This is a genomic window from Tenacibaculum larymnensis, assembly GCF_028829235.1.
Lineage (GTDB): Bacteria > Bacteroidota > Bacteroidia > Flavobacteriales > Flavobacteriaceae > Polaribacter > Polaribacter larymnensis.
Genome location: NZ_JAIWJY010000010.1, coordinates 1 through 16,887, shown reverse-complemented (window position 1 = coordinate 16,887; position 16,887 = coordinate 1). Strand labels below are relative to the sequence as shown.

11 protein-coding genes are annotated in these 16,887 nt (G+C 33.0%); 5 read left to right on the top strand and 6 right to left on the bottom strand.

From position 1 onward, the window contains the following. The first annotated feature begins 51 nt into the window (after window positions 1–51). The 4 genes from LCI24_RS13490 to LCI24_RS13475 all read left to right on the top strand — a co-directional run bounded on the left by LCI24_RS13490 (window position 52) and on the right by LCI24_RS13475 (window position 8,101). Window positions 52–2,382, top strand: coding sequence for a TonB-dependent receptor (locus LCI24_RS13490; protein ID WP_274640844.1), 2,331 nt, complete (start codon window positions 52–54; stop codon window positions 2,380–2,382). Window positions 2,383–2,516: 134 nt separating this feature from the next. Then, window positions 2,517–5,333: a TonB-dependent receptor gene (locus tag LCI24_RS13485; RefSeq protein WP_274640843.1), complete on the top strand. Its 2,817-nt coding sequence runs from the start codon at window positions 2,517–2,519 to the stop codon at window positions 5,331–5,333. A gap of 43 nt (window positions 5,334–5,376) precedes the next feature. Then, a complete protein-coding gene (locus LCI24_RS13480) occupies window positions 5,377–6,576 on the top strand; it encodes a multidrug transporter (protein WP_274640842.1) in 1,200 nt (399 codons plus the stop codon). Window positions 6,577–6,724: 148 nt separating this feature from the next. Continuing rightward, window positions 6,725–8,101 (top strand): thrombospondin type 3 repeat-containing protein, encoded by a 1,377-nt coding sequence (locus tag LCI24_RS13475; protein ID WP_274640841.1) that lies wholly within the window; start codon window positions 6,725–6,727, stop codon window positions 8,099–8,101. Window positions 8,102–8,150: 49 nt separating this feature from the next. On the opposite strand, the gene LCI24_RS13470 is transcribed toward LCI24_RS13475, so the two are convergent. From LCI24_RS13470 to rimP, 5 genes are all read right to left on the bottom strand, one after another. Beyond that, window positions 8,151–8,576, bottom strand: a complete 426-nt coding sequence (locus LCI24_RS13470) for a hypothetical protein (RefSeq protein ID WP_274640840.1) — start codon at window positions 8,574–8,576, stop codon at window positions 8,151–8,153. Window positions 8,577–8,663: 87 nt separating this feature from the next. Further along, on the bottom strand, window positions 8,664–9,635 hold the full coding sequence (locus tag LCI24_RS13465) for a zinc metalloprotease (RefSeq protein WP_274640839.1): 972 nt from the start codon (window positions 9,633–9,635) through the stop codon (window positions 8,664–8,666). Between the two features lie 362 nt (window positions 9,636–9,997). Beyond that, window positions 9,998–12,853 carry a translation initiation factor IF-2 gene (gene infB, locus LCI24_RS13460; RefSeq protein ID WP_274640838.1) on the bottom strand — a complete coding sequence of 952 codons (2,856 nt, stop codon included), beginning with the start codon at window positions 12,851–12,853 and terminating at the stop codon, window positions 9,998–10,000. Between the two features lie 127 nt (window positions 12,854–12,980). Then, window positions 12,981–14,237: a transcription termination factor NusA gene (nusA, locus tag LCI24_RS13455; protein WP_274640837.1), complete on the bottom strand. Its 1,257-nt coding sequence runs from the start codon at window positions 14,235–14,237 to the stop codon at window positions 12,981–12,983. A gap of 12 nt (window positions 14,238–14,249) precedes the next feature. Further along, window positions 14,250–14,708 (bottom strand): ribosome assembly cofactor RimP, encoded by a 459-nt coding sequence (gene rimP, locus LCI24_RS13450; protein ID WP_274640836.1) that lies wholly within the window; start codon window positions 14,706–14,708, stop codon window positions 14,250–14,252. Between the two features lie 158 nt (window positions 14,709–14,866). Between rimP and LCI24_RS13445 the strand changes: the two genes are divergently transcribed. Further along, window positions 14,867–15,694 carry a universal stress protein gene (locus tag LCI24_RS13445; RefSeq protein ID WP_274640835.1) on the top strand — a complete coding sequence of 276 codons (828 nt, stop codon included), beginning with the start codon at window positions 14,867–14,869 and terminating at the stop codon, window positions 15,692–15,694. A gap of 136 nt (window positions 15,695–15,830) precedes the next feature. Here the strand turns inward: LCI24_RS13445 and LCI24_RS13440 are convergent. Beyond that, window positions 15,831–16,887, bottom strand: a 1,057-nt coding sequence (locus LCI24_RS13440) for a T9SS type A sorting domain-containing protein (protein WP_274640834.1), incomplete at its 5' end; no start/stop codon positions are given.

Genomic DNA, 16,887 nt, shown 5'->3' with positions numbered 1-16,887 from the left:
TTTGCATAAAATTTTAATTTAAAAACTGTTCAACAGGAAACCATTTTCAACATGAGAAATCATATTGCCATAGCAATTATATTACTATCAAGCATTGTAAACGGACAAGTAATTAAAGGAAAAGTTACTTCTTCTTCAGGAGAAACCATTCCCTTTGTTAATGTATTTATAAAAGGAACAGATATTGGGACCACCACAGATGAGTCTGGAAACTACACATTAGAAACAACGAAAAATAAATTCGTTTTAGTTTCTTCAATGATTGGTTTTATATCAGAAAGAAAAACTGTTACCCTACACTCTTCTCAAGAAAAAATAGTCAATTTCACATTGATTGAAACTGCAGAAATTTTAGATCAAGTTACTGTCACCGGGACTCGTACCGATAAACGCAGAACTAATAGCCCAGTTATAGTTAATGTAATTAATAGTCAAACCTTGGCTGATGTACAAGCATGTAATTTATCAGAAGGTTTAAAGTTTCAAACTGGTTTACGTGTAGAAACCGATTGTCAGACTTGTAACTATACGCAACTTCGTATGAATGGTTTAGCTGGTGGATATTCTCAAATTTTAATTAACGGTCGTCCTATCTTCAGTCCACTAACTGGATTATACGGATTAGAACAAGTCCCTACAAATATGATTGAACGAATAGAAGTTGTTCGTGGTGGTGGGTCTGCCTTATATGGTTCAAGCGCTATTGGTGGTACAGTAAATGTTATTACGAAAATTCCGAAAAAAAACAATTACAGTATCGGCTACACCTATCAAAACATTAAAGGGGCTTCAGATCACATAATTTCTGGAAATGCTACTATAGTAAATGAAGACAGAAACGCTGGTGCTTCATTTTTTATTAATAATAGAAAAAGAGAATTGTACGATGCTAACGGTGATAACTTTTCTGAATTACCTGAATTAAAGAATAATTCATTTGGAACTAACTTATTTTTCCTTCCGACAGATAATCAAAAAATAGAAGTGAATTTTAGTAAAATGAATGAATACCGTTATGGTGGAGAAATGGTTGATAAAGCCCCTCATTTTGCAATGCAATCAGAAGAACGTGTTCATGATGTTTATGTAGGAAATATTGATTATCAAATTAACTTTAACGATGACAAAAGCTCTATAATTTCTTATTTCGCTACACAATATACCGACAGAGAACACTATACTGGAATTCGACCAGACGTTGGCACTGATGAAGATACTAAGCACTTGGCTAAACCTCCTTATGGTAACTCGACAACTACTACTTTTCAAGGAGGGTTACAATTCAATCATCAATTAGAGAAGTTTTTAGGAGGAAACAATGTACTAACTTTAGGTGGTGAATTTGTACAAGATGATGTTTTTGATGTTATTGATGCATACGAATACAAAGTGGATCAATTAACTCAAAACTTTGGATTCTTTTTCCAAAGCGATTGGGAAATAAACAAACAATTAAATTTACTAACAGGTATTCGTTACGATAATCACAAATTAAATGCTTTGAAGCAAAACGGGACTGAAAAAGCTATTGTAAATAATGTTGCTAGTCCACGAGTATCTTTACTGTTTAAACCTTTTGAAAACACACAAATTAGAGGAACTTGGGGAACTGGCTTTAGAGCTCCACAAGCTTTTGACACTGATTTACATATTGCTTTTGCTGGTGGTGGAATTTCACGGGTACTACTATCTGACGACTTAAAAAGAGAACGTTCTAATAGTTATACCTTATCTTTTAATTATGATAAACCTACCGAACATTATATTTACGGGTTCACTTTTGAGAGTTTTTACACTAACCTAAAGGATGCTTTTTACTTAGAATCTATTGGAGAGGATGAATTTGGTGAAGTTTTTGAAAAAAGAAATGGTGATGGCGCCGTAGTTAAAGGAATTACTTTAGAAACACGCTTCAACTATGATGGTATTTTACAATTAGATGCAGGTTTCACCTATCAGTCTAGTAAGTACAATTCGGCTGTTAACAATTCTGACGAACTTCCTTTAAAAGAAGAGTTTTTACGCACTCCTAACACCTATGGATATGCTACAGCAACCTATACACCAAACCAAAAATTTAAGACAGCTTTAAATTTAGTATATACAGGTAGTATGGAAGTACTGCATTTAGCTTCTCCCCAAAACCTAACAGCAGATGAATACTTCAACTCTCCTTCTTTTTTTAATTTAGGGATTAACAGTAGCTATACTTTTAATATAGAAAAATTAAATACTAACATAGAGTTTACCGCTGGTATTAAAAATATTTTTGATGCATATCAATCAAGTTTTGACGTAGGTAAAGAACGTGACAGTAATTTTATCTACGGTCCCGCTACACCAAGAACCTTCGTTTTCGGCTTAAAACTCTCTAGTAATTAATATTTAGGTAACATACATTTCTTTGGTTAACATTTAAGAAACATTCTAATAATACAATAGTAATTTCTAACTAACATTAGGTTTACAATACCACATCACTTTTGCAGGGTATTTAAGAACACAAGTTAGTTAGAATGAAAAAAATAATAATTATTACTCTTTTAAGCCTTTGCAACTTTGCTTTTTCGCAAAGTAAAGGAACTGTAACGGGGACTGTAACAGATAAAGAGATGAGTGGCGAGGCATTACCTTTTGCTAATGTCTTTATTAAAGGAACTTCAATCGGGGGGACAACCGATATGGACGGTAAGTACACGCTTAGTGTACCTGCAGGAAATCAAACTATTGTTTTTAGTTTTGTTGGTTATCAAACAGTTGAAAAATCAATATTAGTAAAAGCAAATGAAACAATTACAATTAATCAGGACTTAGGTGCAAATGAAGGGGTTGCATTAGATGAAGTTGAGATTAAGGCTTCTACTAGTAAAGATAAGGCTAGTGCTTTATTATTAGAACAAAAGAAGGCAACAGTAATCAAAGAAAGTATAGGAGCAGAAGAACTTTCTTCAAAAGGTATTTCTGATGCCGCAGGCGCTGTTTCAAAAATATCTGGTGTTTCTAAACAAGAAGGTTCAAGTAATGTATATGTACGTGGTTTAGGAGATAGGTATTTAAACACAACGATGAACGGTCTTTCATTACCTTCTAATGATATTGCCAAGAAAAATATAGACCTAAACTTATTTCCATCTGACATCATTCAAAACGTATCAATTAGCAAAGCATATTCGTCAAACTTTTACGGAGACTTTGCTGCTGGTAATATTGACATTTCTTCTAAAGAATATAGAGGTAATGGATTTGTAGAAGTTAGCATTGGATCTGGTGTTAATTCTAGAGCTATGGGAGAAGACTTCAGAAAAAGTGAAGGGACTGGTAATTTTGGTTATTACAATCGTTTTAAGCATAATCCTTTTGCTGTAGTTCTTTCACACGGTGTTGACCCTGTAAATGCGGGGAGCCCAATTAACAATTCTATTGGTCTGAACGCTGGTAAGTCATTCGATTTTGAAAACGGTAGTAGATTAAGTCTTTTTGGTACTGCTTCATTCAGCAGAGACTTTGAATACAGAGAAGGACCTGTCGTAGACTTTACAAATGTATTTAAGAAAGAATATCCTAATGCAAAAGAATACGAGTATTCTACTTCAACAACTGCAATGCTAAGTGCTTTATATAGAATTGACGACAATAATAAAGTTAAGTTTACATCTTTATTTTTAAATAACTCTGGCGATGAAGTAGGTTATTATGGGTTTAAAGGCTTAGGTAAAAACAGGGACGCTTTGAATAATACTGATGAAGGTTTTTATCAAATGAACGTTCAATACAATCAGGACTTAGTTTTTGTTAACCAATTAACTGGAGAACATAAGTTCGAAGACAATAAACTTAAGTTAAGTTGGGGGGTTGGTTACAACAATGTATTTGCTCATGAACCAGACAGAAAGAGAATTAGTTTAGAAAATTTCCAAAACACTTTAGATAACGATCCAAATACAAATGCTGTATTTTATACAAATAACTCATTTGACAACCAACGTTACTTCCAAAAAATTATCGATGAAGAGTTAAATAGTAGAATCGATTTAGCTTACCAAGCTAATGACAATTTAACTTTTAATTTTGGTTATAATGGAAGAATTAAAGAAAGAGACTTTAACAATATTAGATATGGTTATGATATTTTAGATTCAAAATATGAAGTTTCAGATGTAAATAATTTCAACAGTATTTTTAACATCAACAATGCTCAAATATTCAAAAACCAAACAGGAAAAATATTTAAACTAGATGTTTTCAGAAAGTTACCAGGTTTTGAAAATAGTAACATTGCTAGTTTACCAGGCTTATACGAAAACACGTACAATGGTGTATTAAAAATACACGCGGGATATGTTTCAGGAGAAATTAAAACTGGTGAAAAATGGGTATTCGTTCCTGGTATTAGAGTGGAATCATTCAATCAAGAAGTTACTTATGATGTAATTAATATTAATCCTAATGATCCTGGCTTTAGAAATGCATCAGAAACATTTTTCTTACCTAGTTTAAACGTAAAATACGCTGTAAACGAAGATCAAAACTTACGTTTTAACTTCAGCCAAACTGTATCTGTACCAGAATTTAAAGAAGTTGCTCCTTTTATTTACGAAGGAATTGGACAAAGAATTGGAGGTAACCCAGATTTATTAGACAATCCTTCTTTCTCTAAAATCTTCAACTTAGATTTAAAATACGAATGGTTTATTTCAAGAGATGAATTATTATCCATCGGAGCTTTCGGTAAACAAATCAATGACCCAGTAAATTTAGTAATTGCAAATAGTGCTGCAGGTAACCAGCGTTATTTCAGAACAGGAGATAAAGCAACAGTAGCGGGTATTGAAATTGAAATGCGTAAAAACTTAGTAAAAGACGAAGATGATGATACGGTAATGTCTGCAGGTGTTAACTTTACTTATATGCATACTGATCAGGACTTAAAAAAAGAAATCAAAGGAGTATCAGGATACGCTACAACATTTAACAGAGATAGTGATGAATTACAAGGAGCCTCTCCTTTCTTAGTTAATGCTAACTTAAACTACACTCCAACTCAATTTAAAAACTACAAACCTATTACATCATTAGTATTTTCTTACTTCTCAGACAGAATTCATGCTTTAGGTGCTGGTGAATTAGGAAATATTATTGAAAAAGGGGTACCAACTGTGGATTTTGTTTGGAAAAACAAATTCGGTGAAAACTGGGAAGTTGACTTAAAGGCTAAAAACTTACTAGATCCATCTATAAAAAGAGTTAGAGAAAATACTTCAATTGGAGATGTAACTCTATCTGAATACAAAAGAGGAACAAATATAAGCTTAGGACTTAAATACAAATTTTAACAAAAATAAACTCAATAAAAGAATACAATTAAACTTTAAAACAATGAAAAATAATTTTTTATTAGGATTAGCTTTAGCAGCTACGTTATTTGCTTCATGTGGGGATGATGATACAGCAGATATTATTATTAACGATAACAGTGTTACAAATAACACAAATAATAGTGGAGGTGATTCAGACAATGACAATGTTGTTGAATTGAAAGGAAACTATACTACTGATTTAACATTAGATGCTTCTAAATCATACACAATAACAGGACCAACTATATTTGAAGATGGTACTACTTTAACAATTCCTGCTGGAACAGTTATTAAAGCTGCAGCTACTGGTGCAGATGTTTATTTAGCTATTTCTCAAGGAGCAAAGATTATGGCCGATGGAACTTCTAGCCAACCAATTATCTTTACTTCTAGCGCTACTACTCCTAATGCAGGTGACTGGGGAGGATTAATCTTATTAGGTAAAGCTCCTATTAACTCTGTAGCTGGTGGTACTGCTACTTCAACTTCTGAAATCGCAAGTTTACCTTACGGTGGTGATACAGCTGATGACAACTCTGGAACTTTACGTTATGTAAGAGTTGAATATTCAGGAGGAAAAGCTGATGGACAATCAGAAAACAATGGATTCTCTTTCTACGGAGTTGGTAATGGTACAACTGTAGAGTACATCCAAATGTTTGAAGGAAAGGATGATGGTGTAGAATTCTTTGGAGGAACTGTAAACGTAAATAATGTATCTATTGTTAATGCTGAAGACGATTCTATCGACTGGACTGAAGGATACTCTGGTACTATTACAGACGCCTATGTAAAGCATGGTACTGACCACGATAAAGGAATTGAAGCGGACGGTTACAATACTGATATAGGAAACTTATCTAACCCTAAGTTTTTCTCTAAGCCAACAGTAACAAACTTAACTATTGAAGGATTAGGTTCTGGAACTGCAAATGAAGCTATACGTTTAAGAGCAGGTACTCAAGGTATTTTTAATAATATTTTATTAATCGGTTTTGCTGAAGGATTTGATTTAGATGGTGATGCTGCTGACAACCCAACTGGTAATGGTGTTACTTCTGGTGACTTAAAAGCTACTGATGTAAAGTTTGAAGATGTTACTGTTAAAATAAAAAATGATACAGGTGTTGCTTTTACTGATGCTGATTTCGTTACTGAAAATGCTGCTGCAACTGGTACAGACTATGCTACCTGGGGAGCTGGATGGACTAGACAATAAAACTTACATCCCCTAACAATAAAAAAACCGAGCATGTTGCTCGGTTTTTTGTTTTATAGTTTATTTACTTTTTAGTAATCTGTTGTTAACTCATAAACAAGGAAAAATCTTGATTTTTATAAGTGATTAATTATAAAATATATAAACTATGAAAAAAAAATTATTCCTTTTAGCATGCTTATTGTCACTACAAGTTTTTTCTCAATCTTATAATTCTCACGTTTTCTATTCAAGCTCTAGAGCTTTAGGAGATTTCAATAAAGAAATGGTTGAAAACATTCCTTGTGAAGAGACATTTGATTTTCAAGATTTAATTGGTAGGTTTTATGTGAACATTCAAGACTCAACACCTTTAGAACCTAACAAGTTCTACTTTTTAGATTTCGGTCAGGGCTTCAATTACTATTATTTAACATCTTCAAGAGTTGGTGAACATTCAGATGAAGATTACAGATTAAGCCTTCCTCATTCAATAACTCAAGTATCATGTAGAAGCATTCCTTTACCAAAACAAATAAAAAGTTTTAAAGTAAATCAAGCACACTATAAAAATTTTTCAAGAAATACTACTTTTGAATACGAATACGAAATTCAAGGTGATTATAGAGGTAAAAATAATAGTGGTAGTAATGATATTACTATCTCTATATACTACAACAGTGTCAATCAAAGTAACCTGATAACAAAAACTGTATGGGAAATGGATGAAGAGTTCTTCCCCATTTTAACCAAAAGAGAACCATGGGGAACTAGCTTTATTGACTATGACACCGACCCTGAAAGAAAATTTTATTTGAAATTTGAATATGCTGGTAATTCAGAGATACTTACTTATACGGTTCCTAAAGATACTAGAGATTTTGATGGTGATGGGGTACAAAACTGGCAAGACAACTGCCCTAACCAAGCAGGTCCTTCTTCTAACAATGGATGTCCTCTTGGTAATCCTGATTTTGTAATTGTAAGCATATCTATTGATGCAGGTGGTTTAACCACAAATACCAACGATGATAATTCATTAACTCTTAGAGAAAATCAAGACCATAAATTCTGTGTGAATATTAAAAACACAGGTGCTGTAACTGGCACAATCAACAATACAGCTTTAATCTTAACAAATAATTCCGACTTAAGTAAAGCTAGTATTGTATCAAACCTCCCATATCCTAATTCATCTTTAACTATCTCTCCTAACCAAACAAGAGAAATGTGTTCAGAAACATATATAACAGATACTTATTTAGGAAATAATCTCACCAATTTTTATTATTTACATGCTATAGCTGACTATGATAATAACACCTCTGAATCTAATGAAGACAACAACCAAGTCTATGCTAGTGTTAACTCCTCTTCTTCTAAATCCCCTACCCAGTTGACTATCCATGATGTAAACGGGAATAAGGTTAAAGAAACTACTATCAACAACAAAACAGAAGAAACTGATGTTATTAAAAACTTACCTGAAGGTTTCTATTTTATTGATAAAAACGGTAAAAAAAGTAAAATTTATAAAAAGAATTAATATTCTTTCTTTTAACAAAAAAACCGAGCAAATTGCTCGGTTTTTTTGTTTATTCTTTTAAATCAGAAAGACTGTATAATAAATCTTCTAGTTTTTTTAATTCTTTTGGCGGATTACCAGCATCGAATATGCTCGATTTATATTCCTTATCAGCTATTTTAATAGTGAATTCCGCATGCAACGCCCCATCTGTTATTCTTTTTTCGCTTGGAGCCTTCAAATCGCTTATTTCATCTAAATTTAACTCGCTAACTATCCTTTTTAGCTCTTCTAACTGTTCTTTATTTACTTCTTTAGTTCCTTCCTTTTGATGCGTTTTGTATGATAATTTATTTCCTTCAATAGTTAACTGCACCAAACTTCCTCTTGTTTGAGCTTCATAAGCTATTTTATCAAACTCTTTTGTTTTATTCTGTGCTGCACAATTCATCATTAATAAAAACACTACAGGTACTATTATTCTTAAGTATTTCATCTATTCTTACTCTTTAGTTTATGATAATAAAAAGACGCTCTTTTAAATAAAGAACGTCTTAATATATGAATTTCGTATTAAAACAGACTAGTCTGCCATAGTAGCTCTAAATCCTCCTGGAGCAAATACTGCATCCATTCTAGCTTTTTGACCTTCTGTAAACATATACATACAGCTATCGTCAGAATAATCCATAAAGTTCATCGTCATGTTAGCACTACCACACTCAATTACTGGGTAAGTAGGGCATCCTCTACTATTTCCGTCAGCGTCTGGAGTATCAGCAACAAAATCGCTAGCACCACATCCACCATCACCCCAAATGTGACGTAAGTTTAAATAGTGACCAACTTCATGCGTTGCAGTTCTTTGGTTACGACCAACAAAACTATGTGCTAAAACTACACCGTCTGTAGACCAACTACCTCCTGGAAACTGTGCGTATCCTAAAATTTGTCCTCCTCTATATGGCATAACGTTTACAATCCAGATATTTAAAAATTCTTGTGGATTAACAACATCACTACCTCCTGAAGAAGTAAATTTCATTGAATCATCTGGTCTCCAACTTCTCTTTTTTGTATTTTGAACTCTAATTACATCCTCAATAACAAAATCGATATTTACATTTGCTTCAACTCCTGCAAACTCAGCAGGCATTGCTCCTCTGTTAGGATTCTGCATATTAAAGTCTTCGTTCAATGCATCAATTTGGTCTTGCAATACCGATAATGATAAGTTTTCACTTGCTTGACGATAAATTACATGATAAACTACTGGTATTTGTATTTTTCCATTTACTAACCTAGCTTGAACATCTCCAGATTTAACTTTTTGTAAGTAAGATGCTGTAAAGTTTTCAATGTTTTCCATTTTGCTCTTTAAACCAGGGTCATTAGCCATATTTGCTTCTAGAACATCGTTAGCAAAACATTGCTTTTCTGCTTTTTGCAGCGTTGTTACATCTGCTTCAGGTTCTAAATCTGGGTTTTGTTCATTTGTTTGACAACCTACTAAAATTCCAGCAGCGATTGCCATGGTAAGAAAAATTCTTTTCATGTTGTGAATGTTTAAAAATTAGTATTAGAAACACTAAAAAGTGTTGTTTGTTTTGTTAAAAAACTACAAACAAAATTCTTTTAAAGAAGATAAATTGTTAATATTTTATTATTTAAATAATAATTTGAAGGTTTTTTTAACGATACGCAATATATAATTTTCAACACACAATCAAATTTTTTTTTCTTACTCATTTACAACACCTTAGTCCCTTTAAACATCACTTGCGAGATATAAAAGACAATGCTCTCTTTTTTTAAACACCTAATAATGAAAACAGTAAAAAAAGTCATTTTTAATCATCAAGTACAAAAAAAGGTGCCCAATTGGGCACCTTTTTATTTTATATTTAAAGTAAGCGATTACTTAAGTTTCTTCTTAACTGCAACTTCAGTATAAGCTTCTAATGTATCCCCTTCTTTAATATCGTTATATCCTTTTATTTGAAGACCACAATCGTATCCTTTAGTTACTTCCTTAACATCGTCTTTAAAACGCTTTAATGAAGCTAATACACCATCATGAACTACAATTCCGTCTCTAATTACACGAACTTTAGAATCTCTTGTAATTTTTCCTGTCATTACCATACACCCTGCAATGTTACCAATCTTAGAAATTTTATAAACTTCTCTTATTTCTACATTACCAAGAACTTCTTCTTTCATTTCAGGAGATAACATACCTTCCATTGCATCTTTCAGGTCATTGATAGCATCATAGATGATTGAATAAGTTCTGATATCAACTTCCTCTCTATCTGCTACCGAACGTGCATTTCCTTGCGGACGTACATTAAATCCAACGATAATTGCATCTGAAGCTGTTGCTAATAACACATCAGATTCTGTAATTGCACCAACTCCTTTATGAATTATATTTACTTGAATTTCTTCTGTAGATAATTTTTGGAATGAATCTGTTAAAGCTTCTACCGAACCATCCACATCTCCTTTTAAGATAATATTTAATTCTTTGAAGTCTCCTAACGCAATACGACGACCAATTTCTGCAAGTGTTAGTGTTTTTTGTGTTCTAACTGATTGCTCACGTTGTAATTGAGAACGTTTAGCTGCTATTTGCTTAGCTTCACGCTCATCTTCAAATACATTGAACTTATCACCTGCTTGTGGTGCTCCATCTAATCCTAAAATTGATACTGGTGTAGAAGGTCCTGCTTCTTTTACTTTTCTTCCTTTATCATCAAACATAGCTCTTACTTTACCACTATGCTTTCCTGCTAAGATATAATCTCCAATTTTTAATGTACCTGCTTGTACTAATATTGTAGATACATATCCTCTACCTTTATCTAATAAAGCTTCTACAACAGCCCCGTTTGCATTCTTATTAGGGTTTGCTTTTAACTCTAATACTTCAGCTTCTAATAATACTTTTTCTAATAATTCATCAACCCCTTGTCCTGTTTTAGCAGAAATTTCTTGTGATTGAATATTACCACCCCAATCTTCAACTAATAAGTTCATAGAAGAAAGTTGTGTTTTAATATTATCTGGATTTGCGTTAGGCTTATCTATCTTGTTTATTGCGAAAATAATTGGAACTCCTGCTGCTTGTGCGTGAGAAATTGCCTCTTTTGTTTGTGGCATTACATCATCATCGGCAGCTACTACGATAATTACTAAATCGGTTACTTGAGCTCCACGAGCACGCATTGCTGTAAAGGCTTCGTGACCTGGTGTATCTAAGAAGGCAATTTTTTGATCTCCAACATTTACAGCATAAGCTCCAATGTGCTGAGTAATACCTCCTGATTCCCCTTCAATTACATTCGCATTACGAATATAATCTAATAATGATGTTTTACCGTGATCTACGTGACCCATTACTGTAATAATTGGAGCACGAGTAACTAAATCTTCTGGTTTATCTTCTGTTTCTTCAATAGATTCCTCTACTTCAGCTCCAACAAACTCTACTGTATAATTAAACTCTTCGGCAACAATTTGTAATGTTTCAGCATCTAAACGTTGGTTCATTGTTACCATCATTCCTAGCATCATACAACTAGAAATAATTTGAGTAACAGGAACATCCATCATCGTAGCTACTTCACTTACTGTAACAAATTCTGTTACTTTTAACACCTTGCTTTCAGCTTGTGCTGCTTGTAATTCGGCTTCACTTTGCTGACGGTGAGCATCTCTTTTATCTCTACGGTATTTTGCACCTTTTCCTTTTTTAGATTTTCCTTGAAGTTTTTCTAGGGTTTCTCTAACTTGTTTTTGGATTTGTGCTTCTGTTAGCTCTTCTTTTGGAGCGGTATTTTGTCTTCTACCTCTTTGACCTCCTCGGTTTCCACCTCTTTGGCCTCCGCGGTTTTGACCTCCTCTATTATTTCCTTGAGGTTTTGCTCCTGAACCTGGGGCTCCTGGTTTGCTAATTCTCTTACGTTTCTTCTTATCTCCGTCTGTCTTAGCTTCTGGTTTTTTCTTTTTTGGTCTTTCGAATTGTTTTAAATCAATTTTTTGACCTGTAAAGTTAGGACCATCTAATTTCTTGTACTGAGTTTTAATTTTCTCAGCATTTTCTGGAGTAACCTCAGTTTCTTTTTCTGATTGCTTCACCTCTTTAACCTTTTTTTCAACAGTCTTTTTTACTTCTTTAGGCTGTTCTTTTTTCTCTTCCTTTTTAGGAGTATTAACTGTTTTTGCTTTTGGCTTTTCTATTTTTGGAGGCTCTGGCTTTTTCTCTTCTACCTTTACTGGTTCTTCAACTTTTTTAGTTTCTTGAACTGGTTGAACAGGTTCTTCTTTCTTAGGCTCTTCTACCTTTTGCTCCTCTTTTTTTGCAGGTTCAGGTTTTGCTTCTTCTGGTTTTTCTTCTACAGCTTTACCAGTTTCAACATCTATTTTACCTACAGTTTTAAGTTCTAACTTTTCTGCTTTGGCTTTTAAAACTTCTTGTTTTTTAGCTTCTTCTTCTAATCGTTTTCTTTCTTGCTCTTGCTCTAATTGCTGACGAATTGCCTCTTTCTCTTTTTTCTTTTCTTCGCTAACTTCTTTAGAGGCCACCTTTTTAGATTTATCAGTTTGAAAACCATCAAATAAAATTTGATATTCTTTATCTGATATTTTGGTAGTAGGGCGAGCTTCTATCTCATAGCCATTTTTAGCTAGGTGTTCTACAGCTCTATCTAAAGAAATGTTTAGTTCTCTTAAAACCTTATTTAGTCTTAATTTTTTGCCTTCAGCCATATATTGTTTTATACTTTTTATTGAAAAAACACACTTTACACGTAATACGCATAGTTATGCTTTTTTTCTACTTTTTGCTAGATTTTATATGGATTTCCCACAAAGGAAACTAGCTTCCTTACTATATTTAGTCTTCGAATTCTTCTCTTAAAATTCGTTGAACATCTAAAATTGTTTCTTCTTCTAAATCGGTTCTCTGTACTAGCATTGACACGTCTTTTTCTAAAACACTCTTTGCTGTATCTAAACCAATCTTCTTGAATTCTTCAATTACCCAAGCTTCGATTTCATCTGAGAATTCTGTTAACTCTACATCTTCTTCTTCTATTCCTTCTCTTTGAACATCTATTTCGTAACCTGTTAATTCACTTGCTAAACGAATATTAACACCAGCTCTACCAATTGCTTTTGATACTTCTTCTGGTTTTAATAAAACATTTACACGTCCTTTTTTACCATTCTTCTCTTCTTCATACATTTCAATGTCTACAGAAGTTACTTTTGCTGGACTTAATGCTCTTGCTACAAATAACTGCTCGTTCTTCGTATAATTGATTACATCAATATTTTCGTTTCCTAATTCACGAACAATACCGTGAATACGAGAACCTTTTACACCAACACAAGCTCCAACAGGGTCAATTCTATCATCATAAGAATCTACTGCTATTTTTGCTTTGTCTCCAGGAATTCTTGCAACACCTTCAATAGTAATTAAACCGTCGAAAACTTCAGGAATTTCTTGTTCAAATAATTTTACTAAGAACGCTGGCGAAGTTCTTGATAAAATAATAGCTGGTTTATTACCTCTTAGCTCTACTGATTTTATCACTCCTCTAACTGCATCTCCTTTTCTAAAGAAGTCAGAACGAATTTGTTCACTCTTAGGTAAAACAATCTCATTTCCTTCGTCATCCAACAAAATTACAGCATTATGACGAATATGGTGCACTTCTGCACTATAAATTTCTCCTTCTAAGTCTTTAAATTGCTTGAAAACGTTTGTACTATCGTGTTCATGAATTTTAGAAATTAGGTTTTGACGCAATGCTAAGATAGCACGTCTACCTAAATCTACAAGCTTTACTTCTTCAGAAACATCTTCACCAATTTCAAAATCTGGCTCTATTTTTCTTGCTTCTGATAGTTCAATTTCCTCATTATCGTCTTCAGACATTCCATCTGCTACCACCACTCGGTTTCTCCAAATCTCTAAATCTCCTTTATCTGGGTTGATAATGATATCAAAGTTTTCGTCAGACCCAAACCTACGTTTTAAGGCTGCACGAAATACTTCTTCTAAGATAGACATTAATGTTACTCTGTCTATGCTTTTATTATCTTTAAACTCCGAAAATGATTCTATTAACGCAATATTTTCCATTTCATTCTCTAATTAAAATATGATCTTCACTTTTGCTTCTTTAATATCTTGATACGCTAGTGTCTTTGTTTTCTCTACCGTATGCTTCCCTTTACCTATCGGTTTAGGTTCTCTTGCTTTCCAAAACAAGGTAATAGTATCTTCTGTTACCTCTGTTAGGGTTCCTTCAAATTCTTCAGTTGCTGTCTTAACTTTTAGAATTCTGTTTATGTTCTTTTTATACTGACGCTTAACTGTTAATGGTTGAGCTATATCAGGGGTTGTAACTTCTAACGAAAAATCTTCTTCTCTATCTAAATTATGCTCTATATTTCTACTAATACGAATACACTCACTTAGAGGTACACCTGAGTCACCATCTACTATTACTTTTATTTTATTGTCTGCCAAAAACTGTAAATCTATTAAATATAATGATTCGTTTTCTTGTAAGGCTTCTTGTAATAATTCTTTAACTCGTTCTTGATTCATCTTAGGTATAAAAAGAGGGGACTCTCGTCCCCTTCATCTATCTGATTAATAAATTTGCTGCAAATATAGTAAGTTATTCATTAACACACAAATATCTTTTATTTGTTAATTGTTTTTTCGTATATTTAAGAAACTATCTCTCTTTAAATCTTCTTATTATGAAAAAAATACTAGTCCCAATCGATTTTTCAAAACCTTCGGAATACGCTTCGAAGCTAGCCTCGACAATAGCTAAAAAAGCTAATAGCGAAGTTCATCTACTTCATATGGTTGAACTCCCTACTGGATTTGTAGACATGGGCTCAGGAACTAACTTTAGTATTCCTGAAAGCATGTTGTATATTAGAAAAGTTCGTGACAGAATGCTTGATTACAAAAAGCAGTTTTTTCCAAAAAACAACAATATCAAGCATGCTATCAGATTTCAAACTCCCTTTGATGGAATTCAAGATTACTCTAAAAAAATTGGAACAGATCTTATTATTATGGGAGCCAAAGGCCACACAAACTTAGAAGAGATTCTTATAGGTTCTAACACTGAAAAAGTTGTAAGAAATTCTGAAGCCCCTGTTATTGTTACTAAAAAAAACGGGGATCATTTCGTTCCTAAGAATCTTGTTTTTGCTTCAAGCTTTAAACCTGATAAAACCAAAGCTTTTGAACGGTTTTTAGACTTTGCTCAAAATTTTGATAGTAAAATTAACTTATTAAAAGTAAACACACCTCAAAAATTTGAAAACACTCAAGAAACCAATAAACGAATTAAAAAATTTATCGAAAAGTATGATTTAAAAAACTACACTATTAATGTTTATAACGATTCTTCAATCGAAAAAGGAATTTTAAATTTTTCAAACAAAATAAATGCAGATATTATTGCTTTAGCTACTCATGGAAGAAGTGGTTTGTCTCATATTTTTAATGGAAGTATTACAAAGCATTTGTCTAAAAAGTCAATAAAGCCAATGCTTACTTTCAAGGTTTAAAAAACTTTTAATAAAGAAGAAACGCTAAGATAATTATCTTAGCGTTTCTTTTGTTTGGTTAGTTCAAGTTTCAAAAGGTATGTTTAGAGAAGCCTTTTAGTCAACCTCTCTAAACAATTCCTACTCATAATTCAGATTACTTTCTTTTCTTAGGTCGCATTGCTATAATTTTCTTATTAACAACACCTCTACTTGTAATCATTCTTACAATTAAAGCTTGATTTTGAACATTTGACAAGTCAATGATCATTTGCTCTTTAGTTCCTTTGATATAAGAATTATTTTCAACTCTTTTTATCATAATACCATTCATAGTATAAATCTCGATAGCCACATTGGTATCAAACTTATAACTATACTCTACTGTTAGCTCATTTTCAAATGGTACTGGGTAAGCACTAAAGCTTAGTGGCTCCTGAATTTGCTCTTCAACAGGTGCATCACATGGTGCTACAGAACCACCTGGAGTATAAGTTCCTCCATCATCTTCAGATGGAACACATCTACAAACTTCTTCACAAGTTACCGCATGTGCAATTACATATATTGGTCCACTAGCTTCTATAGGTCCTACTCTATAATTGGATACATAATCTAACTTTTTAGTATTAAAATTATATTGTCCAGGCGCTACAGTTTCTTTACCATTCTTCGCAGGATATTTCTCACACCCTATATACACATGTGCTACACTCATTACATAACCTTCAAATAGATTATACTCCACCGATACATAACCATCTAAGTAAGTAACCGTTACTTCTCCTGTTTGATCACCTTTTGATGGATCACATTGTGCTGCTCCAGTATATAACGGTATAGTGTATATACCTTCTTCAGCAAAATAATTTGTCCAACCCCAACGATTAAAGCCATCATCTAAGAAACATGTATAATTATCAGCTCTCGCAAACGCAGTTCCACAATTTTCAAACAGATCTGTTTTGTTTGACATTGTAACGGTTTCCGTAACTTTATTACCACAATCGTCTGTAGCAGTAAATACATAATCTGCATATGTAACACAACTTTCTTCTCTTATATTAGTCGGATACGCTACTAAATCACCACCAGCTGAACAATTGTCTGTCCATCTCGCATTCAACACTTCTGGTAATTCACCATTACATAACTCCAAGCTTTCTGGTAAATCAACTATTACAGGAGCAGTCTCATCGTACATTCTGGTGACG